Below are 24108 nucleotides of genomic sequence, written 5' to 3' on the forward strand. Positions count from 1 at the left end.
GCAGCAGCGCCGCGAGGAATGGTCCACCGGCCTCGGCTCTCACCTCTGCCGTCCATACGGACGAACCCACCGCGCGCCGGTCCACGTCTTCCGTCGTGGGCCGGGGCTGCTCCCAGGGCCGGGTCCGGCCGGTGAGCCCGGTCCTGGGAGCGAGAAGTGCCCCCGTGAGGCGTCCCCGTGGAGATGGCCGTGCGCCGCTCAGTCCTCGAGGGGGATCAACGGGTGGTTGATCTCGAGCAGGTAGCCGTCGGGGTCGCGGAAGTGCGCCGCGCGGACCCCCCACGCCGTCCAGTCCCGTGGCTCCATGACCTGGCGCGCACCGGCGGCGACCAGCTGTTCCGTGGTCGCGTCGACGTCCTCGGCCTCGAAGACCACGGCGAGGCGGTCCTGGTGGGGCAACTCTGGGTCGGCGGTGTCGGTCTCCAACGCTTCGGCCATGACCTCGCGCTGGTTGATCGCCAACTTGGTCGGTGATCCCACGTCGAACTCGGCGTAGCGGCTGCTCTCGTCGCCCCACAGGACCGGGAGCTTGAGCAGGTCGGCGTAGAAGTGGAAACAGGCTTCGTAGTCGTTGACCAGGAGCCGGATGTAGCTGCATCGCATGGCGGACCTCCTACGGAGTGGGGCGACGGCCGTCGCGCCCATTGTCTCCCTTCGGACCGTCGTTGGCCCGTCCCGTCGTCGTCCCCTGTCTTCCCGTGGCCGGATGCGGTCACGTTCGTGCGGGTTTGGCCTGCGATTTTGTGATCCGAAGCGGCATTTTTGCCCGACACGCCATAGCGTTCCTCCCCCTTTGTGTAGTACACCTACTACATAACAACGAAGAGGTCAGACGAAACGAGGAAGGGCTGTGGCCACCATGGCTGACCCACCGGCGGGCCGGGCCGTCGACTCCGCCACCGGAACCCCCACGGAGACGGTCGTCGAGGCCGAGGACCTGCGTATGGACTACGGGCCCACCCGGGTCCTGGACGGCCTCGGCCTCACCGTGCGCGCCGGCGAGGTCGTGGCGCTGCTCGGCCCCAACGGCGCCGGCAAGACCACCACGATCGAGATCCTGGAAGGCTTCCGCCGCCGCTCGGCCGGCCGCGTGGAGGTCCTCGGACAGGACCCCGCCCGCGCGGACGAGGCCTGGCGCGCCGAACTCGGGGTGGTACTGCAGTCCTGGCGCGACCACGGCGTGTGGCGGGTGCGTGAACTCCTGCACCACTTCGGCCGCTACTACGCCGCCTACTCGACCCCCGAGCGCGTGCGGCCCTTCGACACCGACACACTCCTGGGCCGCGTGGGGCTGGCCGGCCATGCCCACCAGCAGGTCAAGTCGCTCTCCGGCGGGCAACGGCGCCGACTGGACGTCGCGATCGGCCTCGTCGGGCGGCCCCGGCTGCTCTTCCTCGACGAGCCCACGGCGGGCTTCGACCCGCAGGCCCGCAGGGACTTCCACGACCTCGTGCACGACGTCGTCGACGAGAACGACACCGCCGTCCTGCTCACCACACACGACCTCGACGAAGCCGAACGGCTCGCCGACCGCATCCTCGTCCTCACCGGAGGCCGGATCGTGGCCGACGGCAGCGCCGAACAGCTGGCCACCGACCTCGGCGGGGACAGCGAGCTCGCCTGGACCGTCGACGGCCGGCGCAGTGTGCACAGCACCCGCGAACCCGCGAAGTTCGTCGCCGGCCTGTACGCGGACCACGGTGACTCCGTGACCGACCTGCGGGTCACCCGGGCCACCCTCGAGGACGTCTACATGGACCTGGTCCGCCGCCACGGGTCCGGCGGTCCCGCGAACGCCGCCGAGTACGAGAGGAAGGACCGATGAACCCCGCCACGAACGCCGTGCGCCTGGGTGTGGCCCGGGGATGGACCGATTTCCTCCGCCTGTCCACGACCCCCAGCGAGCTCTTCGGCTACATCTTCTATCCCCTCGTGTTCGTCGGAGTCGCGATCGGAGCGGACCTCGAGCACAACGAGACCGGTGCCGACGGCTCGGCCTACCTCATGACCGGGGGCGTGGCCTTCCTCCTGGCCAACACACTCCTGCTCCTCGCCCAGATGATCGGCTCCGAGCGCGAGGACGGCACGTTGTTGCGTGCCAAGGCCCTGCCGCACGGCATGATCGGCTACACCGTCGGCAAGAGCCTCCAGCTGCTGCTCACCAGCGCGGTCTCGTTGACCCTGATCATCGTGGCGTCCCTGGTGCTGGTCGACGGTTTCAGCATCCAGGGGTGGACAGGGCTGCTCACCCTGCTGTGCTTCTGCGCCCTGGGAATCATGGCTCTGGCCCCTTACGGAGCGATCCTGGGCTCGCTCACCACCAACCCGCGCATGACGGTCGCGGTGGTCATGATGGCCCTCCTGGGACTGACGGTCGTCTCCGGCCTCTTCTTCCCCTTGGACATCCTCCCCGCCTGGGCGGGCGTGATCGGGATGCTCTTCCCGCTGTACTGGGCCGGCGTGGGCATGCGCGCCGCGCTGCTGCCGGAGACCCAGCTGGCCTTCGAGGCCACGGGTGCGTGGGAATTGCCCCAGGCCGCGGGTGTACTCATGGTGTGGGCCGTGGTCGGGTTCCTCGTCGCACCCTGGGTGCTGCGCAGGATGGCCCGGCGCGAGTCCGGATCACGGGTCAGCGAGGCCAGGGAGAGGGCGATGAAGCGTGCCTACTGAGGGCAAGGGCGAGACCGTGCACAACCGCATCGCGATGCTGCGCGCCGAGCGCGGTGTCTCGCGGCGGCAGTTGGCCGGGGCGCTGGGAGTGCACTACCAGACCGTCGGCTACCTGGAGCGCGGCGAGTACAGCCCCAGCCTTCACCTGGCGCTGCGTATCGCCGGGTTCTTCGAGGTGCCGGTGGAGGTCGTCTTCTCCACCGAGCCCTTCCCCCGCATCGGACAGTGACCCCGCGAATCGTGAAGGAGACAAGAGATGCAGCCGCCGTCCCCCTCGGACCAGGCCAAGTTGAGGAAGGTCGAATCCCCCCGGCTCCGCCGTGCGTGGGCCTCGCGCACCCGTCGCCGCCTGTACACGCTCCTGTACCTGGCGCTGATCCTGGCCGGCACCGTGATGCTCATCGGATCGGAGCGGGTCCAGGACCTGCCGACCGGGATGAAGTTCCCCGTGCTCGGGGTCTTCACCGTCGCCTATGCCGCAGTGATGCTGCTGGTGACCCAGCTCAACCGGGCCACCCGGATGTCGCTGCCCCACCGCCTGCTCGACGAGCGCCAGCGGGCCGAGCGCGATGCCGCCCACCGGTTCTCCCAACAGACCATGGGTGGCCTGCTGATCACGGTCTTCGTCGTGGTCGCGGTGGTCACGATCAATGAACCGCTGGACGTGGAGTTCCCGTCGACACTGGCGCTGACCCTGTTGTGGGTCCTGACCATGGTCCACGTCTCCCTGCCCGCCTGTTACCTGGCCTGGGTCCAGCCCGACGAACCCGTCGACGACACGGGCGAACCCGACGAGAGCTGAACCTGAACCCCCTACCCCCTGGAGAGGTCCCGTGACTTCTGTCGAAGAGCTCACCAAGAAGCAACGCCGTATGCTGGAGGTGATCGAGGACCCGGAGCGACGGTCCTACTGGGCCCTGCGTTCCCGGCGCAGGAGAGCCGTCCTGGCGCTGGCAGGCGCAACTGTGCTCGGCATCGCCTGTTTCGTCATCGCGCTCCTGATGTCCGCCCCCTGGGCCTACCTGCCGTTCGCCGGTTTCGTCGCCGTGTCCGCCCTGAGCGTCGTCCTCAGCAGCAGGGTCAGCATCGCTTCCCGGTGTACGCCGAGGCAGATCGGTCTGGACGAGTACCAGCGCGCCGAGTTCGACCAAGCTTCGCTCCTGGGGCACCGGGTGACCAACGCGGCGCTCATCGCCCTGCTCACCGTGGCCTCGGGGATGGGTGGCGCGCTCCTCTCCTCGGACTTCTCCGCGTCCGTGGCGCTCGCGGTGCTGTTGCCGTTGGTGTACGTCACCGCCGTGTGCCACGGGTGCTTCCCCGCCTGTTACGTGGCCTGGACCCGGCCGGACGAGGTCCTCGATGACATGGACGAACCCGCCGAGAGCTGACCCCGAACAGTCGACGACCCGGTCCGAGCGGTCGAGTCGCGGAACCGTCTCGACCTGCTTGTATCGCCTGTGCCTCCAGGAAAAACGCGCGGAGTTCCTCACCTACATGGAGGTACTCGATTACACAGAGGCCACTTCGTTGCATCACGCGGCCCTGACCGCCCATGTCCAGGCGAACGGGCAGAAACGAGGCGCTCACGGCCTCGTCATCGCCGCGCACGCAGCACAGTCGGGTCGGTCGGTATCGAGCCGGGACACAAGAGCCCGGTTCGGGGGGTTGCCGAGCGTGAACGTCGTGGGGCCGTAGCTCCCTGCGTCGCCCGATCAGAACAGGTCGGGGCCGGCCCAGCCGTAGGTGTCGCGGTGCCGGATCTCGGCGAGCTCGTCCTCGGTGAGGACGCGGGGCCTGCCGATCTGGGCCGCGCGCAGGTAAGTGGCGCACAGCCAGTCGAGCAGGCGCAGGTTCTCCAACGCGTGCGCCAGGTCGCGGCCCAGCGCCACGCCGCCGTGGTCGGCGAGCAGCGCCGCGTCGCGGCCCTTGAGCGCCTTGACCGCGTGGTCGGCGATGTCCCCGGTGCCGTAGGTCGTGTAAGGGGTCACCGCGATGGCTCCGCCCAGGGAGGCGGCGCGGTGGTGCACCGGCGGAAGCTCGTCCAGGACGCTGGAGACGGCGACCGTGTCGACCGTGGCGGCACCGATGACGGCGGTGGCGTCGCGGTCGTGGTCGGCGGACCGGCGGTGCACGGCCATGTGCAGGGTGGCCTCGGCCGCGGGCTCGCGCCGGCCCTCGAGCACCCGGTCGTCCAGCGACATCACGGGGCAGTCCGCGGGCTGGAGCTGGTCGAGGGCGACTCCGGAGGGCGTGACGACGACGAGATCGCCCCGGCGGACGCTCACGGTGCCCGTCTCGCCGGGGGCGGCACCGGCGCTCGCGGCGACCGAGCGCGCGGTCAGGCAGACGTCGCGGCGTTCTGGTTCGAGCAGCATGCGTTCCTCGGATGGTCACGGACGGGCGAGCGGTTCCCCACCCTCGGGCGGGCCCGGCGGGTGCTGTCCGGTCGGTACCGAGCAGAACCTTATTAGGGCAGCCTAACTATAGGTCACCCTAAATCAGTCCCAAAGTCTCGTCCAGGGATCGTCATCCATGTATGTCCTCCCTGGCCACAGGCGTCACGTCGGTACCTTTTGCCCGCGCACCCGACGCACGTTACGTGATGCGTGCCACGGTCCTTTGTGTCATATTAAGGTATTTTTGCAGGTCATTGGGGGTAATGGGAATGTTGATGCGTAAGAGTCCTATGAGACGAGGCTGTTTGTGACGACCAACCTCGGGCACACCGCCCCCGTGAACGAACCCGACGTAACCCTTCCGTCGGCGACGTATCTGTCCCAGCCTGGTTCGACCACCGCCACCAGCCTCTACATCGACGGCCAGTGGCGGGGGGGACGCNGCGCCGACGCAGAAGACGCCATCGCCGCCGCCCGGCGCGCATTCGACGCCGGTGACTGGCGCCGCACCCCCGCCGCCGAGCGCGGGCGCATGCTGGACCGCATCGCCGACCTGCTCCAGCGCGACCGGCACGAGATCGCCGTCATGGAGTCCTTCGACACCGGCAAGACCATCGAGGAAGGCGGGATCGACGTCGACGACGTCACCGACGTCTTCCGTTACTACGCCGGTCTGGCCGACAAGGACGCCGGACGCATCGTCGCCACGCCCGAGGGCATCCAGAGCAAGGTCGTGTACGAACCCGTGGGTGTCTGCGGCATGATCACTCCGTGGAACTACCCGCTGCTCCAGCTCGTCTGGAAGGTGGCCCCGGCCATCGCCGCGGGCAACACCATGGTGATCAAGCCCAGCGAGATCACCCCGGTCACCACCGCCAAGCTCGTGGATCTGACCACCGAGGCCGGCGTCCCGGCCGGTGTGGTCAACATGGTCCTGGGCACCGGTCCCGAGGCAGGCGCGCCCCTGTCCGAGCACCCCGACGTCGACCTGGTCTCCTTCACCGGCGGCCTGGTCACCGGGCGCCGGATCATGGCGGCCGCCTCCGAGACGGTCAAGAAGATCGCGCTCGAGCTCGGTGGCAAGAACCCGAACATCATCTTCCCGGACGTCGACCTGGACACCGCCGTGGACTACGCGCTCAACGCCGCGTTCTTCCACTCGGGCCAGGTCTGCTCGGCCGGCGCGCGCCTGATCGTGCACGAGGACATCCACGACGAGTTCACCGCCGAACTGGCCCGCCGCGCGGACGCCATCCGTATCGGCCGCGGTCAGGTCGAGGGCGTGCGCTGCGGCCCGCTGGTCTCGGCCGAGCACCGGGGCAAGGTCGAGAAGGCCGTGGCGCGCGGCGTCGAGGAGGGAGCCCGTGTCCTCGTCGGCGGAAAGCGCCCCGACGAGACCGAGCTCCAGGACGGCTACTTCTACCGTCCGACCGTCTTCGTCGACTGCGACCGCTCCATGGACATCGTCCAGGCCGAGGTCTTCGGCCCGGTCGTGACCGTCGAGCGCTTCCGCACCGAGGAAGAGGCGATCGAACTCGGCAACGACACCGACTACGGCCTCTCCGGCGGCGTGTGGACCGACGACGCCGGCCGCGGTGAGCGTGTGGCCGCCGGCCTGCGCCACGGCACCGTGTGGATCAACGACTACGGTCCCTACTTCCCGGGAGCCGAGTGGGGCGGATTCGGGCGGAGCGGTGTCGGCCGCGAGCTCGGTCTCGCCGGCCTGGACGAGTACCGCGAGGCCAAGCACATCTACCGCAACCTCGCCCCCGAACCGCAGCGCTGGTTCGGCTGAAGCAGACGTGAGCGGGACGCCTGGGCGTCCCGGACCGACCCCCCGCCCCGGTGCGGCGTCGCCGCGCCGGGGCGGACGACTGCCCGGCGACATGACCGTCCGACACGTCGCCGGGCATCCCTCCGGTCCCGCGGGGACCCGGGGCCGTAACGGAAGAACCGGCCACAAGAGAAGAACACGTCGAACCTGACGACACCAGAGGTCGGTTTCCCCGCATACCCCCCAGGCATGGAAAACGAGAGGAATCAGACCGTGTCGACACAAGAGAACACGTACGACTACGTCATCGTCGGCGGTGGAACGGCGGGCCCGGTCATCGCCAACCGCCTGACCGAGGACCCGAACACCACCGTGTGTGTCATCGAGGCCGGTCCTGACGACCGCGACCACGAGAACGTGCTGCGCCTCAAGGAGTGGCTCAGCGTTCTCGACGGCGACCTCGACATGAAGTACACCACCACGGAGCAGCCGCGGGGCAACTCCCACATCCTGCACTCGCGCGCCCGTGTCCTGGGAGGCTGCTCCTCCCACAACACACTCATCAGCTTCCGGCCCTTCGCCGAGGACCTCGACGAGTGGGTCGCCGCGGGGGCCGAGGGCTGGGACAACGCGACCGTGCAGTCCTACGCCGACCGGCTCAAGAACAACATCGTTCCGATCGCCGAGAAGGACCGCAACGACATGGTCAAGGACTGGGTGTCCTCGGCCTCGGAGGCGGCGGGCGTGCCGGTCGTGGAGGACTTCAACGCCAAGACCTCCCACGGCGGCGGCTTCGCGGACGGCGCCGGTTTCCTGTCGATCGCCTACGACCCCTACACCGGGTACCGGTCCTCCTCGTCGGTCGCTTACCTGCACCCGATCATGGGTGTGCGCGACAACCTCACCGTGATGCTGGAAACCTGGGCCGACCGGCTCGAGTTCGACGGTGACCGGGCCACGGGAGTCAGCGCCACCACCAAGGACGGCGAGCGCGTCACCGTCCACGCCCGCCACGAGGTCGTTCTGGCCGCGGGCGCCGTCGACAGCCCCCGCCTGCTGATGCTCAACGGCATCGGCAACGCCGAGGAGCTGTCGGCCGTGGGCATCGAGCCCCGCCACGACCTCAAGGGTGTGGGGGAGAACCTGCAGGACCACCCCGAGTCGATCATCATGTGGGAGACCGGGCGCCGGGTGCCCGAGGAGACCGTCATGGACTCCGACGCGGCCCTTTTCGTGCGCCGCGACGAGAGTGACCCGCGCCCGGACCTGATGTTCCACATCTACCAGATCCCCTTCGACGACAATACGGCGCGTCTCGGCTATGAGTCGCCGGAGGAGGGCTACGCGGTCTGCATGACCCCCAACATCCCGCGGTCCCGTTCGCGCGGGAAGCTGTCCCTGACCAGCTCCGACCCGAAGGTCCACCCGGCGCTGGACTTCCGCTACTTCACCGACCCCGACGGCTACGACGAGCAGACCGTCGTCGACGGGCTCAAGGTCGCCCGCGAGGTCGCCGCCACCGAGCCGTTCAAGTCCTGGCTCAAACGCGAGGTCGCGCCCGGCCCGCAGGTGCAAACGGACGAGGAGCTGTCCGAGTACGGCCGCCGCGCTGCCCACACCGTCTACCACCCGGCCGGTACCTGCCGCATGGGCGCGACGGACGACGAGGGCGCCGTCGTCGACCCGCGCCTGCGCGTGCGCGGGCTCAAGGGGCTGCGCGTGGCCGACGCGTCGGTCTTTCCCACCCTTCCCACCCCCAACCCGATGGTCATGGTCCTGACCCTGGGCGAGCGCGCAGCGGACCTGATCCGCGAGGACCGCCTGGCCGAGAACGAGGAGACCCGATGAGTACCCCGATCGCAGAATCCCCCAATACCCCGGCGGAAGCCACGGACGTGACCTTCTCCGTCCGCAACCTGTGGAAGGTCTTCGGCAAGAACGCCGACAAGGTCGTGGGAACCGACCTGGAGAAGGCCGACCGGGAGACCATCACGGCGCAGACCGGGGCCACCGTCGCGGTGCGTGATGTGTCCTTCGACGTGCGCCCGGGTGAGATCTTCGTGGTCATGGGCCTGTCGGGCTCGGGCAAGTCCACGCTGATCCGGTGCCTGACCCGGCTGATCGAGCCGACCTCGGGCCGGATCCTGCTCGACGGCGAGGACGTCGAGCAGGCCGGCGAGCAGCGCCTGCGGGAGCTGCGCCGCCGCAAGGTCGCGATGGTCTTCCAGCACTTCGGGCTGCTGCCCAACCGCAAGATCATCGACAACGTCGCCTACGGGCTGGAGATCCGCGGCGTCGGGCGCGCCGAGCGCTACGAGCGTGCCCGCGAGATGATCGAGATGGTGGGTCTGGGCGGGCAGGAGAACTCCCGTCCGGGCCAGCTGTCGGGCGGTATGCAGCAGCGGGTGGGCCTGGCCCGCGCCCTGGCGGTGGACCCGCAGGTGCTGCTGTTCGACGAGCCCTTCAGCGCGCTGGACCCGTTGATCCGCCGGGACATGCAGGACGAGGTCCTGCGGCTGCAGAAGGAGCTGGACAAGACCGCGGTCTTCATCACCCACGACCTGCAGGAAGCGCTGAAGCTGGGTGACCGGATCGCGATCATGCGCGACGGCGAGCTGGTGCAGGTCGGCACCCCCGAGGAGGTGGTGGGGCGTCCGGCCAACGCCTACGTGGCCGACTTCACCTCGGACGTGGCGCGTACGACGGTACTGACCGCGCGGTGGCTGATGCGTGAGGCCTTCCCGGAGGAGGAGACCGACGGGCCCAGCGTGGAGCCGGGCACCGTGCTCTCGCAGGTGTTGCCGCTGTTGGCTTCCAGTGTGGCTCCGGTCCGGGTCGAGGAGAACGGTGAGCTCCTGGGCTTTGTGGGCCGTGACGACGTGTTGCGTGCCATCGCCGAGGACCAGCTCGAGGAAGAGGGGGCCTTCGAGGCGATCGTCGAGGACAACGCCGAGGACCTGCCGGACGCCGCCGCCGAGGACGGCCACGGCGAGACCGCACCGACCGGGAACGGTGGGTGAGATGGCCGCGATGACACAGCCCGCGAGGACCCCGAGCGGGGCCGCTACGGGCGACGGCGAAGGAGTGTGGCGCCGTAGCTGGTTCCAGGCCCTGGTCGTGTTGGCCGTGCTGGTCGCCGGGTACTGGGTGAGCCGCACGGCCGGCCACCCGTCCTGGGCCGGGGGCTTTCCCACCGGGATCGGCGACAGCTTCATGGCCTGGCTCGACGGGATCTACGCCTGGATCGTCCAGAACCGTAACGACAGCCCGCTCTTCCTCTACTTCTTCAACTACGTCTCCGTGGGCCTGGGCTCAGCGGTCGTGCTGATCAACCAGGCCCTGGACGCGCTCACCTGGGTCGGCGTGACCGCCCTGGGCGTACTCTCCGCCTGGCGCGCGGCCGGATGGCGCGTGGCGCTGCTGGTGCTGGCCACCTTCGGCGTCTTCGCCCTGACCGGGCTGTGGAACGCCTCGATGACGACCCTGGCGTTGATCATCACCTCGGTCTTCATCGCCCTGCTGTTCGGGCTGCCGTTGGGGATCCTGGCCGGACGCAGCGAGCGCTTCCACCGTCGGCTGCGGCCGGCGCTGGACTTCATGCAGATCATGCCGGCCTTCGCCTACCTGCTGCCGTTCGTGCTGCTGTTCGGTATCGGCAACCCGGCCGCGGCGGTGATCACGGCCGTCTACGCCCTGCCGCCGGTGGTGCGCATCACCGCGCTGGCCCTTCGCGAGGTGGACCGGGGCGCGATCGAGGCGACCACCTCGCTGGGCTCCACGCCCTGGCAGGTGCTGACCAAGGTGCAGCTTCCCCTGGCCAAGCGCACCATCCTGCTCGGGATCAACCAGACCATCATGCTCGCGGTCTCCATGGTCGTGATCGCCTCGGTCATCGGCGCGGGCGGTCTGGGCGACGCGATCTTCCAGGCCCTGTCCAAGGTCAACGTCGGCCAGGCCTTCCAGGCGGGGTTGGCCATCGTCATGCTGGCCATCGCGATGGACCGGGTCACCGGCGCGGTCGGCAACGGCGCCCACACCCCCCGGGTTCCCGAGCGGCTACGCCTGCCGGTCCTCGGCGGCGGGCTCCTCGCGGTACTGGCGACGGTCGTCATCGGCCGCTCGTTCGACCTGGGCGGATGGCCCCGGAACTGGGCCGTCGACATCGCCGCGCCCGTCAACGCCGTCAACGACGCCATCGAGAGCGCCGTCGGCGGAGCGACCTCGGCGATGGGCACGTGGACGCTGGAATGGGTCCTCGCGCCCTTGAGCCAGGTGTTGACCGGCTCGCCCTGGTGGCTGGTGGTCCTGGTGGCCGCGGCCCTGGGATGGATCTTCGGCGGCGTGCGCGTGGCCGTGCTCTCCGCCGGCTCGTTCGTACTCGTGGGCCTGCTGGGTGTGTGGGACAACGCGATGGACACCCTCTCCCAGGTACTGGTCGCCTCGCTGCTGACCCTTGCCCTGGGTGTGGTCCTGGGCGTGCTCATGTCGCGCAACGACGTGTTCGCCACGATCCTGCGCCCGGTGCTGGACGCCATGCAGACCCTGCCGCCGTTCGTCTACCTGATCCCGGCGGTGGCCCTGTTCGGCATCGGACGCGTCCCCGCACTGGCCGCGGCCGTCATCTTCGCGCTGCCACCGGTGATCCGCCTGGTCAACGACGGCATCCGCGGGGTGCCCGCCGGGGCCGTGGAGGCCGCGGACTCGCAGGGCTCCACCAAGTGGCAGATGCTCACCAAGGTCCAGCTGCCGCTGGCCCGCGGATCGCTCCTGTTGGCCGTCAACCAGGGCATCATCCTGGTCCTGTCCATGGTCGTCATGGGCGCACTGGTCGGTGCCGGCTCGCTCGGCTTCGACGTGGTCTTCGGTCTGGCCCAGAACCAGCTGGGCCTGGGGCTGGCCTCGGGCCTGGCCATCGTCGGACTGGGGCTGTTCCTGGACCGCCTCACGCAAGGAAGGAGGGCATCCCATGCCTAGTTCTGCGAGGAAGAACGGGCTGCTGCGCCTGCTGGCCGTGGGCATGACCCTGCTGATGGTGAGCTCCTGCGCGGTACGCACCGACCAGATGGCCCGCGACCCCGGCCTCGTCCGGATCGCCGTCAACGGCTGGGTCGGCTACGAGGCCAGCGCCGAGGTGCTGGCCTACGTCCTCGAGGAGGAGATGGGCTACGACACCCAGTTGATGAGGGTCGACGAGCAGCCCTCGTGGCAGGCCCTGGACCAGGGCGCGATCGACGTGATCCTGGAGAACTGGGGCCACGAGGACCTGTACGAGCTGTACGGGCCCGAGGGCAACGACACCGTCGTCGACGGCGGTTCCACCGGCAACGAGGGCGTGATCGGCTGGTACATGCCGGCCTACCTCGCCGAGGAGAACCCCGAGCTCCTGGACCACGAGGGCCTGCGGGAGAACACCGACCTGTTCCGGACCGCCGAGACCGGCGACAGCGGCGAGTTCCTGGCCGGCGCGCCCGGCTTCGTCTCCCAGGACCAGGGGATGATCAACGCCTTCGACATGGACCTGGAGATCGTCTACGCCGGCACCGAGGCCGCCCAGATGACCGAGGTGCGGAGCCGGTACGCCAACGAGGAGCCGGTGCTCTTCTACTCCAACAAGCCGCACTGGATCCATGAGCAACTGGATCTGGTGAAGGTCGACTTCCCCGACCACTACGACGGGTGCGACGCGGACCTGGAGTACATCGACTGCGATTACCCCGTCTACGACCTGAACAAGATCTTCAGGTCCGGCTTCGTGGAGGAGGACGACCACGCCTACCGGTTCCTGGACAACTGGGAGTGGACCAACGCCCAGCAGAACGAGGTCGCCGGCATGATCGCCGACGAAGGGATGGACCCCACGGAAGCAGCCGAGGTCTGGGTGGACGAGAACCCCGACGTGTGGCGGGAGTGGCTCCCGGAAGGCTACGAACAGCGCGTCCGGTGACGGCTGTGTGAACTGGGCGGGGGCCGGGCGGCCCCCGCCCGCTTCTTCCTGCTGCGGTCCTGGCGCAGGTCTGGCGGGGGGGGTCCCCGCCNGTTCCCGGCAAGCCGGACTCGCGCGGATCGTCAAGGTGGCCGAGGTCCTGGACTTCGGGGAGGACGACGCGAAGAGAGCCGGAGCCATGCTGGGTGTCTCGGGGACGTGCGACGTCGTTGAGGCCACCGTGGTCCATACGTCGATGCGAACGCGCTACGCGGTTGTCACATCCGACCCCGGCGACATCTCGGTCATCGGGGATTCGCTGAACTACCGGGTCCCTCTGATCACGGTCTGACCGGGGTGGGTCAGCGGTTCGGACGCTCGTGCTGCAGCCGTCGACTCACCCAGTACACGTTCACGCACGCGGCCACGAACCCCGCGCCGAGCAGGATCCCCAGCCACATCTGATCGGTCAGCGCGAACGCCGCGATCGCCCCGATGAGCAGGACGAGTGCACCGAAGACGGCGAGCACTCTACGGAACCCCAGGGCGCTGGCGGGACGGTCCGAACTGCCGAGCGTACCCCTGAGTCTTCCTACACGCATGAACCGGCTCCTTCCTCGACGACGGCCCTCTCTTGTTCTACCGGTGCCCTCGCGGCTGCTGCCCGCGACCCCGCCTGCAGCGGCCCTCTCCCGCCCCATACCCACCCGGAAACACCCGCCCACCGCCTGCGTCGTGAAACAGGGACCTTCCCGGTGCCGACACGTCCGCACACGACGAAGGGACGCCCCGTGAACGGGACGCCCCTGCCTGGCGGGAGAACGGCGGGGGGTTACACGCCGCCCATGAGCGCGGGCAGCGCAGCCTCATAGGAGGACCGCAGGTCCGTGAGGGCGATCTCGAGCGTCCCGCCCGGGTGCCCGACCGCCAGAGTGTCGCCACCGACCGTGCCCAGCTCCGTGACCGGAACGCCGTGCCGCTCGGCCAGCGCCCGCACCGCTGCGGCGTTCTCGGCCGTGGCCTCCACCAGCGCACGTGCACCGGACTCGCTGAACAGCGCGGTGAACGCGTCGCCGTCCAGGTCCACACGCACACCCTTGCCGCCGCGCAGCGCCGACTCGGCCAGCGCCACAGCCAGACCGCCGTCGGACAGGTCGTGCGCGGACGCGGCCAAACCCTGCTCGGCGGCCTCGGCCAGCACCTCGCCCAGCGCGGCCTCCGCGGTCAGGTCCACCTGCGGCGGCAGCCCGCCCAGGTGGCCGTGCACGGTGTCGGCCCACGCCGAACCGGAGAACTCCGGACGGGTCGTGCCCAGCAGCAGCACCACCGCGTTGTCGGCCTCGAACCCGGACCGCAGGCGCTTGCGGACGTCATCGACCACACCGAGCACACCCACGACCGGGGTCGGGTTGATCGGGTTCTGGCCGGTCTGGTTGTAGAAACTGACATTTCCGCCGGTCACCGGGGTTCCCAGGGTCCGGCAGGCGTCGGCCAGGCCACGGGCGGTCTCCGCGAACTGCCACATCACGCCCGGGTCCTCGGGGGAACCGAAGTTGAGGCAGTTGGTCACCGCCAGCGGGCGCGCGCCGGTGGCGGCCACGTTCCGGAAGGCCTCCGCGTACGCGAGCTGCGTGCCCGTGTACGGGTCCAGGCGCGTGTGGCGCCCGTTGCCGTCGGTCGCCAGCGCCACACCACGGTAGGAGTCGTCCGAGACGCGGATCATGCCGGAGTCGTGCGGGGCGGACACGACCGTGTCACCGCGCACGTAACTGTCGTACTGCTGCGTCACCCACGTCGGGTCGCCCACCCCCGGGGCACCCAGCACCCGCAGCACCTGCTCGCGCAGCTCGCCGTCGCTCTCCGGGCGCGGGAGCCTCGCGGCGTCGTCGGCCTGGAGCGTGTCCTGCGACTCGGGGCGCTCGTAGGGCCGCTGGTAGACCGGGCCCTCGTCGGAGGCGGTACGCGGAGGCATGTCCACGATCGTCTCCCCGTGCCAGGTCATCACCAGGCGGCCGCCGCGCTCGGCCTCCTCCTCGGACACGTCGGTGACCTCGCCGATCTCCGCGGCGAGGATCCCCCACTTCTCGCAGATCGCGAGGAAGTCCTGCATCTTCCCCGGCTCCACGACCGCCATCATGCGCTCCTGCGACTCACTCATGAGGATCTCCTCGGGGGTGAGCCGGTGATCGCGCAGCGGCACGCGCTCCAACTGGATGTCCATGCCGCCGGTCCCGCCCGCGGCCAGCTCGGTGGTCGCGCACGAGACCCCGGCCGCGCCGAGGTCCTGGATGCCGACGACGAGGTTCTTGCCGTACAGCTCCAGGCTGCACTCGATGAGCAGCTTCTCCATGAACGGGTCGCCGACCTGCACGCTGGGACGCTTGGTGTGCGAGTCCTCGTCGAAATTGGCGCTGGCCAGTACCGAAGCGCCGCCGATCCCGTCCGGGCCGGTCGTGGCGCCGAACAGCACGACCTTGTTGCCAGGGCCGGGCGCCTCGGCGAGCTTGATGTCCTCGTGCCGCATGACCCCCACGCACAACGCGTTGACCAGCGGGTTCCCGAGATAGCCGGGGTCGAAGCCGAGCTCACCGCCGATGTTGGGCAGCCCGAGGCAGTTGCCGTAGGAGGAGATCCCGGAGACGACCCCGGGCAGGACCCGCTTCGTGTCGTCGGCGTCGGGCGGGCCGAAGCGCAGCGCATCCATGACGGCGACCGGGCGTGCGCCCATCGTCAGGATGTCGCGGACGATGCCGCCCACACCCGTGGCCGCGCCCTGGTGCGGCTCCACGTAGGAGGGGCTGTTGTGCGACTCGATCTTGAACGTCACGGCGCGGCCGTCCCCGACGTCGACCACACCCGCGTTCTCGCCCATGCCCACGAGCAGGGCGTCGCTCTCGGGCGCCTTCTCCCCGAACTGGCGCAGGTGCACCTTGGAGGACTTGTAGGAGCAGTGCTCGCTCCACATCACCGAGTAGATGGCCAGTTCGGCTGCGGTGGGGCGGCGGCCCAGAATCTCGCGGACCCGCGCGTACTCGTCATCGGCCATACCGAGCTCGGCATAGGGCTGCGGCGTGTCCGGCTGGTCGAGCGCCGCGGAGACGGTGTCGGGACCGGGTACTTCAGACATACGTCGTTCCGTTCGGAGTGTGCGGTTGTGAACCGGGCCGTGCCGCCCACCCGGCCGGCACAGAGGGCGCTCCGGCCGGGGGAGGCGCGGATCAGTTGGCGGGCGGGTTGGCGTTGCCGAGCATGAGGACGGCGACGGCACCGTCGGACCCGTGCTCGGTGGCGTCGGCGACCATGACCTCGCCGTCGGTCATGATGGTCTCGCTCTGGGGAACGTCGGAAGGCTCCTCGGCGCCCTGGGGAAGGAGCTGGCCCCAGTCCTGCCCCCGCAGCTGGTCGTAGACCGCCTCGACGGCCTCGTCGGAGGAGACGTCGGTGTCCTCGTCGGTGCCCATGACCGAGACGATCCGGACGCACTCGGCCGGGTTGCACTCGACGTCGTCGTCCTCGGAGGAGTACTCCAGCCCGTCCGGGGCCTGGCCGAGCGTGCCGGCCTCCGGTGCCTCGAGGGGATCGGTCTGTTCACCCTCGCCGCCACCACCCGGCTGTCCTTGTCCAGGGGCGGGGCCGGTCTGCGCGACGGTGGACATCGACCGCACGAGCCCGATCCCCCCGGAGACCACGAGTCCGACGATGACCAGCCCGGCCAGGATGAACATCGTTCTTCGGGATCGCAGCAGCGCCATCATCGACAGGATCGTCCCCCAGGTCGTTCGTGTTCGGCGGCTAAGGAGTGTTTTTCAGAAGGCTCTCGCAGCAGCGGGCCCGCAATGATGCAGAAAACACGACTAGGCCGGTTCGGGCGTGCGGGAACCCAGGTGGGTCAGGATGGAGGCGAAGAAGCCCAGCCCGTCGGTGGAAGGACCGGTGAGCGCCTCGACGGCGTGCTCGGGGTGGGGCATGAGCCCGACGATGTTGCCGTGCTCGTTGCTCAGCCCGGCGATACCGCGGTAGGAACCGTTCGGGTCCTCGCCGACGTAGCGGGCCAGGACCCGCCCTTCGGCCTCCAGGTGGTCGAGGGTCTCCTCGGAGGCGACGTAGCACCCCTCACCGCTCTTGAGGACCACGAGGATCTCCTGGCCCTCGGTGTAACCACCGGTCCAGGCGGTACGGGTGTTCTCCACCCGCAGGACCTGGTCGCGGTTGACGAAACGCAGCGAGGCGTTGCGGGTCAGCGCTCCGGGCAGCAGTTGGCTCTCGGCCAGGATCTGGAACCCGTTGCAGATACCCAGCACCGGCAGCGCACCCGAGCGGGCGGCGGGCACGAGCTCGCCCATGAGGGGAGCGAACCGGGCGATGGCCCCGCAGCGCAGGTAGTCGCCGTAGGAGAAGCCACCGGGCAGGACGACCGCGTCCACACCCTTGAGGTCGGCGTCGTCGTGCCACAGCGGTACGGGGTCGGCCCCCGCCAGTGCGACGGCACGCGCCGCGTCCTTGTCGTCGAGGGAACCTGGGAAGGTGACGACGCCCACGCGGGCTGTCATGTGCACACTCCGGAAAAGTCGTTCGGCGAGGGGTCGGTCCGGCTCGGAAGGTCTCGCGGTGGAGCCTCCCCGCCCACGTCACGCGGCGGACGGTGCCTTCGACTGCAGCGTACCCGTTCGCCTGTGCTCGAGTACGGGGAAGACCGCTCCGCAAGCACCCCGGTCTGTGTGATCGTCCCGATCCCGCAGGGCGGATCGGGGGCCGGGGTGTGGATCCCGACAGGAACACGGCCCGCGCCATGGTGTGCGTCACACGTGTGCCCCGGCCGGGTCAGAGGAGGGCGTAACGGCTGGTGCGCTCGGGCGGGGGCGACTCCAGCGGGCGGTCGCAGGCGGTCCGGCGCTTGCGCAGCACCACCATGGTGCGCGGTTCGTCCTGGAAGGCGACCTCGTCCATGAGGTACCGCATCAGAACGATGCCCCTGCCCGATTCCGATTCCGGACTCGGTAGGGGCACGGTCTCGTTGGTGAAACGTTCGGCCAGACGGGTGCCGTCCGGCGCTCTGCCGGTGTGGGAGACCCGGACCTCGCACCACCGGGGCCCCATCTCGGCCTCCACCGTGTAGTCGGGGGCGGGGCCTCCGTGCTCGACGGCGTTGGCCCCGGCTTCGGAGGCCGCGAGGAGGATGTCGTCGACACACCCGCGGCACAGGCCCCCGCGGCCGAGAAGGGTGTCGAGGATGTCGCGTACCACGGCCACCGTGTACGCCTGTCGGGGGAGCGTGATCGAGAAACCGGCGTCCATGCGTCCACCTCTCGTGCTCCTGGTCGGTCAGGTGCTCGACACGTATGGAGACGTTCCCGACCCCTCGTGAGTAAAACGAAGGGCCGTGCCCTGCAGGGCACGGCCGTCCGGTGATCGGACACATCCGGCACTCATGACGCTCCGGTACCGGTTCGTGCGGGTTTCGGCCCGGTCGCCAGTGGAAAGCCCGCTGCTCGTCGTGCCGGGTGCGGGTCAGGAGGCGGGGCGGACCTCGAACTCCTCGATGACGGTGTTGGCGAGCAGGGTCTCGGCCATCCGGCGCACCTCGGCGTAGGCGGCGTCGTCGAGCTCACCGTCAATCTCGACCTCGAAGCGTTTGCCCTGGCGGACCTGCTCCACACCCTCGAAGCCCAGCCGGGAACCGGCCGCGGCGATCGCCTGGCCCTGGGGGTCCAGGATCTCCGGCTTGAGCATGACGTCCACAACGACGCGGGCCATTGGGTCCTCCACAGGAAGAAGTCGACGGGTGTGCCCCCCAGAGCCGCCGGGAATGACGGGGCCTCCAAGAACCCTCTCGGAAGGGGGCGACGCCAGAGTACGGCACGGGGCAGCGGCCCCGGGCGCTGGAGAGGGGGTCCTGACCAGCGGTTGACCAGCCGACGCGCCGAGGTTTTACTCGCGCTGGAACCGTCTTCTGGAGGCCAGTGACCCGTCTCACCATCATTGGTGTCATCATTGGAAGCATCACATGGCGTCTAACAGAGTGGAAGAGATCGTCCGCGGTCGTCCTGAGGGGGAATCTTGACGACTATCGAAATGGACCAGACTCCCACGACCGGTGAGGCACGCGAGGAGCGCGCCGGCCACCAGAAGGAACAGACGCTCGACTTCGCCGACGCGGTCACGCCGTTCGCCGACCAGCTCTATCCCACGGCCCTGCGGATGACCCGTAACCCGGCCGACGCAGAAGACCTCGTCCAGGAGACGTTCACCAAGGCCTTCGCCAATTTCCATCAGTTCCGTGCCGGCACGAACCTGCGCGCCTGGCTGTACCGGATCCTGACCAACACCTTCATCAACAGCTACCGCAAGAAGCAGCGCGAGCCGCGCCAGGAGACCACCGACGAGATCAAGGACTGGCAGCTCGCCGCCGCAGCGACACACAGCTCCTCGGGGATGCGCTCCGCCGAGACCGAGGTGCTGGACCACCTGCCCGACAGCGACATCAAGCGGGCTCTGGCCCGGCTGCCGGAGGACTTCCAAGAGGTCATCTACCTCGTCGACATCGAGGGTTACGCCTACAAGGAGGTCGCCGAGCGCATGGACACGCCGCTGGGCACCGTGATGTCGCGTCTGCACCGTGCCCGCCGCCAGCTGCGCGAGATGCTCGCCGACTACGGACGCGAGCGCGGGATGCGCGTGCCCGGCTGAGGCGGCTTCCGAGCGCGGTGGGAGCGCTCCGTGTTCCCGGCAGCCCCTCGTGACGATCCCCAGTGCGATCAGTCCGGCCTCCCGCGGTGGCCGGGCCGCCCTGTGCCACGGCCTTCGTGGCGGCCCCGATGCCGTGGCCGCCGCTCCTCCCGACAAGCGGCCACAAAGTCCTCGGAAGACCTTGTAAGCCCTAGGAAGCCCTGCTATCGAGGCCCTCGAAGCTTCTTGGATCATGGTGACCGGACGGAAAAGGTGGCGTCCGGGTCTTGCGCTCTCCATGGTGAGTTCTGTCACGATATGGGGAGGGCTGTCCGCTGTGCCCACACCCCGGGTGCGATGCGGACCTTGATCCGGCCGATCGGCGCCACCCGCGCGAATTCGGCCCCGAGAACCCGAGGAGCAACGTGTCGGACACCACCGCGCACGAGGAACCGGAGCTCATCCAGCTCCTGACACCCGAAGGTGAGCTCACGGGCCACCCTGATTACCCCTTGGAGATCAGCGCGGACGAGGTCCGCGCTCTGTACCGGGACCTGGTCCTGGTCCGCCGCGTCGACAGCGAGGCGGTGTCCCTGCAACGCCAGGGCGAACTGGGCCTCTGGGCCTCCCTGCTCGGCCAGGAAGCCGCACAGATCGGCTCCGCGCGTGCGCTCACCGACCGCGACATGGCGTTCCCGTCCTACCGCGAACACGGCGTCGCCTGGTGCCGGGGCATCGAACCCGAGGAACTGCTCGGCATGTTCCGCGGCGTCACCAACGGCGGCTGGGACCCCCACGAACACGGGCTCCACCTGTACACCATCGTCATCGGCAGCCAGGCCCTGCACGCGACCGGCTACGCGATGGGCATCCAGCGCGACGGCGCCGTCGGCGAGGACGGCAGTGCCGTGATCGCCTACTTCGGTGACGGAGCCACCAGCCAGGGCGACACCAACGAGGCGTTCAACTTCGCCGCCGTCGACAACGCGCCGGTCGTCTTCTTCTGCCAGAACAACCAGTGGGCGATCTCCGAGCCCCAGGGCCGGCAGTCCCGCGCCCCCATCTACCGCCGCGCCGCCGGTTACGGCTTCCCCGGCATGCGCGTGGACGGCAACGACGTCCTGGCCTGCCTGGCCGTGACCCGTGCCGCGCTCACCAACGCCCGCGAGGGCAACGGGCCCACCCTGGTGGAGGCCTTCACCTACCGCATGGGCGCCCATACCACCAACGACGACCCCAGCCGCTACCGCGCCTCCGCCGAGCTCGACGAGTGGAAGGCCAAGGACCCCATCCTGCGGGTCCGGCGCTACTTGGAGAACAACGGCCTGGCCGACGACGCGTTCTTCGCCTCCGTGGACGAGGAGGCCGAGCGGATCGGCGAGCAGGTGCGCACCCAGTGCCGAGCCCTGCCCGACCCCGAACCGCTCGAGATCTTCGACGAGGTCTACGCCGAACCCAACGTCCACATCGACCAGCAGCGGTCCGAATTCGCGGAGTACCTGGCCTCGTTCGAGGGTGCCGGGGCGGAAGGGGGCCGGTAGGCCATGACGAGCAAACTCACCATCAGCAAGGCCATCAACGCCGGCCTGCGCGCCGCCATGGAGCACGACCCCAAGGTCTTGGTCATGGGCGAGGACGTCGGCCGCCTCGGCGGGGTCTTCCGCGTCACCGACGGCTTGCACAAGGACTTCGGCGCCGACCGGGTCATCGACACCCCGCTGGCCGAGTCCGGCATCGTCGGCACCGCGATCGGCATGGCCCTGCGCGGCTACCGTCCGGTCGTGGAGATCCAGTTCGACGGGTTCTTCTTCCCGGCCACCAACCAGACCTTCACCCAGCTCGCGAAGATGCGCCGCCGCTCCGCCGGCAAGCTCAGCGTGCCGCTGGTCATACGCATCCCCTACGGCGGCGGCATCGGCGCCGTGGAGCACCACAGCGAGTCCCCCGAGGCCTACTTCACGCACACCCCGGGTCTGCGCGTCATGACGATCGCCAACCCCGAGGACGCCTACTGGGGCATCCAACAGGCGATCCGCAGCGAGGACCCGGTCATCTTCCTCGAACCCAAGCGCCGCTACTACGAGAAGGCCGAGGTCGACACCGGCACCGCCTTCGACGACGCCCTCTCCATGGGGGCGGCCCGCATCGCCCGCCCGGGCACCGACGCGACCCTGCTCGCCTACGGGCCCATGATCAAGACCGCCCTGCAGGCCGCCGAGGCCGACACCGACCACTCGCTGGAGGTGATCGACCTCCGCTCGCTCGCGCCGGTCGACTACCCCACGATCGTGGAGTCGGTGAAGCGCACCGGCCGATTGGTCCTCACCCACGAGGCCACCCTCACCGGCGGCCCCGGAGCGGAGATCGCCGCACGTGTCACCGAGGAGTGCTTCTACCACCTGGAATCGCCCGTCATCCGCGTCACCGCGTTCGACACCCCGTACCCGCAGTCGCGTCTGGAGGAGCACTACCTTCCGGATCTTGACCGCGTTCTGGACGGTGTGGACCGCGCGTTCGCGTACTAGACGGCGAGGCAGACAGGGGAAGACAGAGGACATGGCGATTCAGAAGAGCGACCCCGCGGTCGACGGCGTGCACGCGTTCAAACTGCCCGACGTCGGTGAGGGCCTGGTCGAGGCCGAACTGCTCACTTGGTACGTGGCACCGGGCGACGAGCTCACCGTCAATCAGATGATCTGCGAGATCGAGACGGCCAAGGCGGTCGTGGAACTGCCCAGCCCCTACGCGGGCACCGTCAAGGAGCTCAGGGCCCAGGAGGGCGAGACCGTCGAGGTCGGCACGGTCATCATCACCATCGACGACGGCACCGGCTCCGGAGGTGGTGCCTCCGACGGCGGAACGGCCACGACCGCCGCACCCGAGACCCCCGCCGACGACGGTGAGGAGAAGGAGAAACCCCTGGTCGGCTACGGGGAGAAGGCCGCGCCCACCCAGCGCCGCGCCCGCCGCCGCCACGCCCCGGCGGGCACGGTGCCGACGGCACCGGCCCCGGAGCCCGAGCCCGCCGCGCCGGCACCGGCCGAACCGGCCGCGCCGAACGGAGCGGCCGCACAGGGACGGCCGCTGGCCAAGCCCCCCGTGCGCAAGCTCGCCAAGGACCTCGGTGTCGACCTGGCGTCGCTCACCCCCACGGGGACCGACGGCATCGTCACCCGCGACGACGTGCGGTCGGCGGCCGAACCCGCCACCGCGGCGCCCGAGCCCGCCGCAGCCGCACGACCGGCACCGGCGGCCGGGGACCAGAGCGCCCGCGAGCGCCGTGTCCCCGTCAAGGGCGTGCGCAAGCACACCGCCGCCGCCATGGTCGACAGCGCCTTCACCGCGCCGCACGTCACCGAGTTCCTGCAGATCGACATCACCGGGACGATGAACGCGGTCAAACGGCTGCGCGAGCGCCCCGACTTCGCCGACGTCAAGGTCTCGCCGCTGCTGTTGGTCGCGAAGGCACTGCTCATGGCGGTGCGGCGCCACCCCGAGGTCAACTCCTCCTGGGACGGGGAGAACCAGGAGATCGTGCTCAAGGACTACGTGAACCTGGGAATCGCGGCCGCCACCGACCGCGGCCTGGTGGTGCCCAACATCAAGGACGCCCACGCCCAGGCCCTGCCCGAGCTGGCGGCCTCCCTCAAGGGGCTCACCGAGACCGCGCGGGAAGGAAAGACCAGCCCGGCCGACATGTCCGGCGGCACCATCACCATCACCAACGTCGGGGTGTTCGGCGTCGACGCCGGGACCCCGATCATCAACCCCGGTGAGGCGGCCATCCTCGCGTTCGGGCAGATCCGCGACATGCCGTGGGTGCACGAGGGCGAACTGGCCGTGCGCAAGGTGACCACGCTGGCGCTCTCCTTCGACCACCGGCTCGTCGACGGCGAGCTCGGCTCGAAGGTGCTGCGCGACATCGGTACCGCCCTGGAGGACCCGGAGCTGACCGCTCTGGCCTGGGGCTGACCGCTGGAAGAGACCCGACACGAGTGAGGGCCCGGACACGACCGTGCGGTCGCGTCCGGGCCCTTCCCGCGAGGCGGGCCCGTCCCTCAAAGGGGGAGAGGGACAGGCCCTTGTACAGGTGTGCCCTCTGGCGGGCAGGCGACACCTGGAACGCCCCACGGGCGCGGGGTCCGGTTCCGCGTGGCCTTCGGACACGCGGAGCCCCGGAGCAGAGATGTTCGGTGGGCTCCAGCGAGGAGCCCCGGGCGTTCACGCTCGGGAGGCATCGCTTCTCCGGGGCCGCGATGTACCCCTCGGCCACAGCGAGCGGTGCGCCCCCGAATGAGGCCGTGCAGGAGGACGGGGACCAGAAGTGCTCGTCCCACAGGTATGCGCAGGTGCGGGCGGCAAATCCCTGGACCAACCTGCGGGACGCAAACTCGACCGCTACCGCAGGCGCCGGCTCGAGCTGCGACGGGAGTTGCAGAAGAAGCGCACCGAATCCGCCCGCAGGCGGATCAAGGAACGAATACCGCTGGTACTTCCCGCGCCTGTCCGACGAGGTCACCCACGTCACCTACGTGGGCAGCGGACCGGGCGCCATGACCGGACTCCCGATCCAGGGCGTGGACGAGGAGCGGCGCATGACACACCGAGGGCCCTGCACCACGGCTCAGGTCCGGGTGGGGCCGCCCAACCGTAGCGGCCGGAACCGGACCGAACCGTTC

23 protein-coding genes are annotated in these 24108 nt (G+C 69.6%); 15 read left to right on the forward strand and 8 right to left on the reverse strand.

Features of this window, described 5'->3' with window-relative positions:
• Positions 1-198: 198 nt before the first annotated feature.
• Positions 199-603, reverse strand: coding sequence for a VOC family protein (locus D473_RS0111010; RefSeq protein ID WP_017609124.1), 405 nt, complete (start codon positions 601-603; stop codon positions 199-201).
• A gap of 256 nt (positions 604-859) precedes the next feature.
• Here D473_RS0111010 and D473_RS0111015 point away from each other — a divergent pair, with 256 nt between their 5' ends.
• Genes D473_RS0111015 through D473_RS0111035 form a run of 5 tightly spaced genes read left to right on the forward strand, consistent with a single transcriptional unit; the run spans position 860 to position 4058 of the window.
• Complete coding sequence (locus D473_RS0111015) at positions 860-1825, forward strand: ABC transporter ATP-binding protein (RefSeq protein ID WP_033353209.1); 966 nt, start codon at positions 860-862, stop codon at positions 1823-1825.
• Positions 1822-2670 carry an ABC transporter permease gene (locus D473_RS0111020; protein ID WP_017609126.1) on the forward strand — a complete coding sequence of 283 codons (849 nt, stop codon included), beginning with the start codon at positions 1822-1824 and terminating at the stop codon, positions 2668-2670. The genes D473_RS0111015 and D473_RS0111020 overlap by 4 nt, the downstream gene beginning before the upstream one ends.
• Before the next feature lie 34 nt (positions 2671-2704).
• Positions 2705-2899, forward strand: a complete 195-nt coding sequence (locus tag D473_RS0111025) for a helix-turn-helix transcriptional regulator (protein ID WP_193373271.1) — start codon at positions 2705-2707, stop codon at positions 2897-2899.
• Positions 2900-2926: 27 nt separating this feature from the next.
• Complete coding sequence (locus D473_RS0111030; protein WP_017609128.1) at positions 2927-3472, forward strand: hypothetical protein; 546 nt, start codon at positions 2927-2929, stop codon at positions 3470-3472.
• Between the two features lie 31 nt (positions 3473-3503).
• Positions 3504-4058 (forward strand): hypothetical protein, encoded by a 555-nt coding sequence (locus D473_RS0111035; protein ID WP_017609129.1) that lies wholly within the window; start codon positions 3504-3506, stop codon positions 4056-4058.
• A 324-nt stretch (positions 4059-4382) separates the two neighbouring features.
• Here D473_RS0111035 and D473_RS0111040 read toward each other — a convergent pair whose 3' ends face one another.
• Positions 4383-5045: a class II aldolase/adducin family protein gene (locus tag D473_RS0111040; RefSeq protein ID WP_017609130.1), complete on the reverse strand. Its 663-nt coding sequence runs from the start codon at positions 5043-5045 to the stop codon at positions 4383-4385.
• Between the two features lie 358 nt (positions 5046-5403).
• Here D473_RS0111040 and D473_RS0111045 point away from each other — a divergent pair, with 358 nt between their 5' ends.
• From D473_RS0111045 to D473_RS27675, 6 genes are all read left to right on the forward strand, one after another.
• Entirely contained in the window at positions 5404-6861 is a 1458-nt protein-coding gene (locus D473_RS0111045; protein ID WP_026126831.1) for an aldehyde dehydrogenase family protein, read from the forward strand.
• Between the two features lie 252 nt (positions 6862-7113).
• Complete coding sequence (locus D473_RS0111050) at positions 7114-8688, forward strand: GMC family oxidoreductase (RefSeq protein WP_017609132.1); 1575 nt, start codon at positions 7114-7116, stop codon at positions 8686-8688.
• Complete coding sequence (locus tag D473_RS0111055) at positions 8685-9860, forward strand: quaternary amine ABC transporter ATP-binding protein (RefSeq protein ID WP_026126832.1); 1176 nt, start codon at positions 8685-8687, stop codon at positions 9858-9860. The genes D473_RS0111050 and D473_RS0111055 overlap by 4 nt, the downstream gene beginning before the upstream one ends.
• A 1-nt stretch (position 9861) precedes the next feature.
• A complete protein-coding gene (locus D473_RS0111060; RefSeq protein ID WP_033353211.1) occupies positions 9862-11814 on the forward strand; it encodes an ABC transporter permease in 1953 nt (650 codons plus the stop codon).
• Positions 11807-12784 carry a glycine betaine ABC transporter substrate-binding protein gene (locus D473_RS0111065; RefSeq protein ID WP_033353199.1) on the forward strand — a complete coding sequence of 326 codons (978 nt, stop codon included), beginning with the start codon at positions 11807-11809 and terminating at the stop codon, positions 12782-12784. Before D473_RS0111060 ends, D473_RS0111065 begins: the two co-directional genes overlap by 8 nt.
• A gap of 127 nt (positions 12785-12911) precedes the next feature.
• Positions 12912-13115: a hypothetical protein gene (locus D473_RS27675; protein ID WP_017609136.1), complete on the forward strand. Its 204-nt coding sequence runs from the start codon at positions 12912-12914 to the stop codon at positions 13113-13115.
• A 10-nt stretch (positions 13116-13125) separates the two neighbouring features.
• Here the strand turns inward: D473_RS27675 and D473_RS0111075 are convergent, their stop codons facing one another.
• The 6 genes from D473_RS0111075 to purS form a co-directional block, all read right to left on the reverse strand.
• On the reverse strand, positions 13126-13365 hold the full coding sequence (locus tag D473_RS0111075) for a hypothetical protein (RefSeq protein ID WP_026126835.1): 240 nt from the start codon (positions 13363-13365) through the stop codon (positions 13126-13128).
• 230 nt (positions 13366-13595) lie between these two features.
• On the reverse strand, positions 13596-15890 hold the full coding sequence (gene purL, locus D473_RS0111080) for a phosphoribosylformylglycinamidine synthase subunit PurL (protein ID WP_017609138.1): 2295 nt from the start codon (positions 15888-15890) through the stop codon (positions 13596-13598).
• Between the two features lie 91 nt (positions 15891-15981).
• Positions 15982-16515 (reverse strand): hypothetical protein, encoded by a 534-nt coding sequence (locus D473_RS0111085; RefSeq protein ID WP_241474765.1) that lies wholly within the window; start codon positions 16513-16515, stop codon positions 15982-15984.
• 102 nt (positions 16516-16617) lie between these two features.
• Positions 16618-17313: a phosphoribosylformylglycinamidine synthase subunit PurQ gene (gene purQ / locus D473_RS0111090; protein WP_017609140.1), complete on the reverse strand. Its 696-nt coding sequence runs from the start codon at positions 17311-17313 to the stop codon at positions 16618-16620.
• A gap of 271 nt (positions 17314-17584) precedes the next feature.
• Positions 17585-18058, reverse strand: a complete 474-nt coding sequence (locus D473_RS0111095; RefSeq protein ID WP_017609141.1) for an ATP-binding protein — start codon at positions 18056-18058, stop codon at positions 17585-17587.
• 213 nt (positions 18059-18271) lie between these two features.
• The gene (gene purS / locus D473_RS0111100) at positions 18272-18517 is read right to left on the reverse strand and encodes a phosphoribosylformylglycinamidine synthase subunit PurS (RefSeq protein WP_017609142.1); all 246 of its coding nucleotides are present in this window, start codon (positions 18515-18517) and stop codon (positions 18272-18274) included.
• Between the two features lie 318 nt (positions 18518-18835).
• Here purS and D473_RS0111105 point away from each other — a divergent pair, with 318 nt between their 5' ends.
• The 4 genes from D473_RS0111105 (at position 18836) to D473_RS0111120 (ending at position 23401) form a co-directional block, all read left to right on the forward strand.
• Positions 18836-19450 carry a sigma-70 family RNA polymerase sigma factor gene (locus tag D473_RS0111105; RefSeq protein WP_017609143.1) on the forward strand — a complete coding sequence of 205 codons (615 nt, stop codon included), beginning with the start codon at positions 18836-18838 and terminating at the stop codon, positions 19448-19450.
• A gap of 404 nt (positions 19451-19854) precedes the next feature.
• The gene (gene pdhA, locus D473_RS0111110) at positions 19855-20970 is read left to right on the forward strand and encodes a pyruvate dehydrogenase (acetyl-transferring) E1 component subunit alpha (RefSeq protein ID WP_017609144.1); all 1116 of its coding nucleotides are present in this window, start codon (positions 19855-19857) and stop codon (positions 20968-20970) included.
• Between the two features lie 3 nt (positions 20971-20973).
• Positions 20974-21954, forward strand: coding sequence for an alpha-ketoacid dehydrogenase subunit beta (locus D473_RS0111115; protein WP_017609145.1), 981 nt, complete (start codon positions 20974-20976; stop codon positions 21952-21954).
• A gap of 31 nt (positions 21955-21985) precedes the next feature.
• On the forward strand, positions 21986-23401 hold the full coding sequence (locus D473_RS0111120; RefSeq protein WP_017609146.1) for a dihydrolipoamide acetyltransferase family protein: 1416 nt from the start codon (positions 21986-21988) through the stop codon (positions 23399-23401).
• The last annotated feature ends 707 nt before the right edge of the window (positions 23402-24108 follow it).

The sequence above is a fragment of the Nocardiopsis xinjiangensis YIM 90004 genome (genome assembly GCF_000341145.1).
Lineage (GTDB): Bacteria > Actinomycetota > Actinomycetes > Streptosporangiales > Streptosporangiaceae > Nocardiopsis > Nocardiopsis xinjiangensis.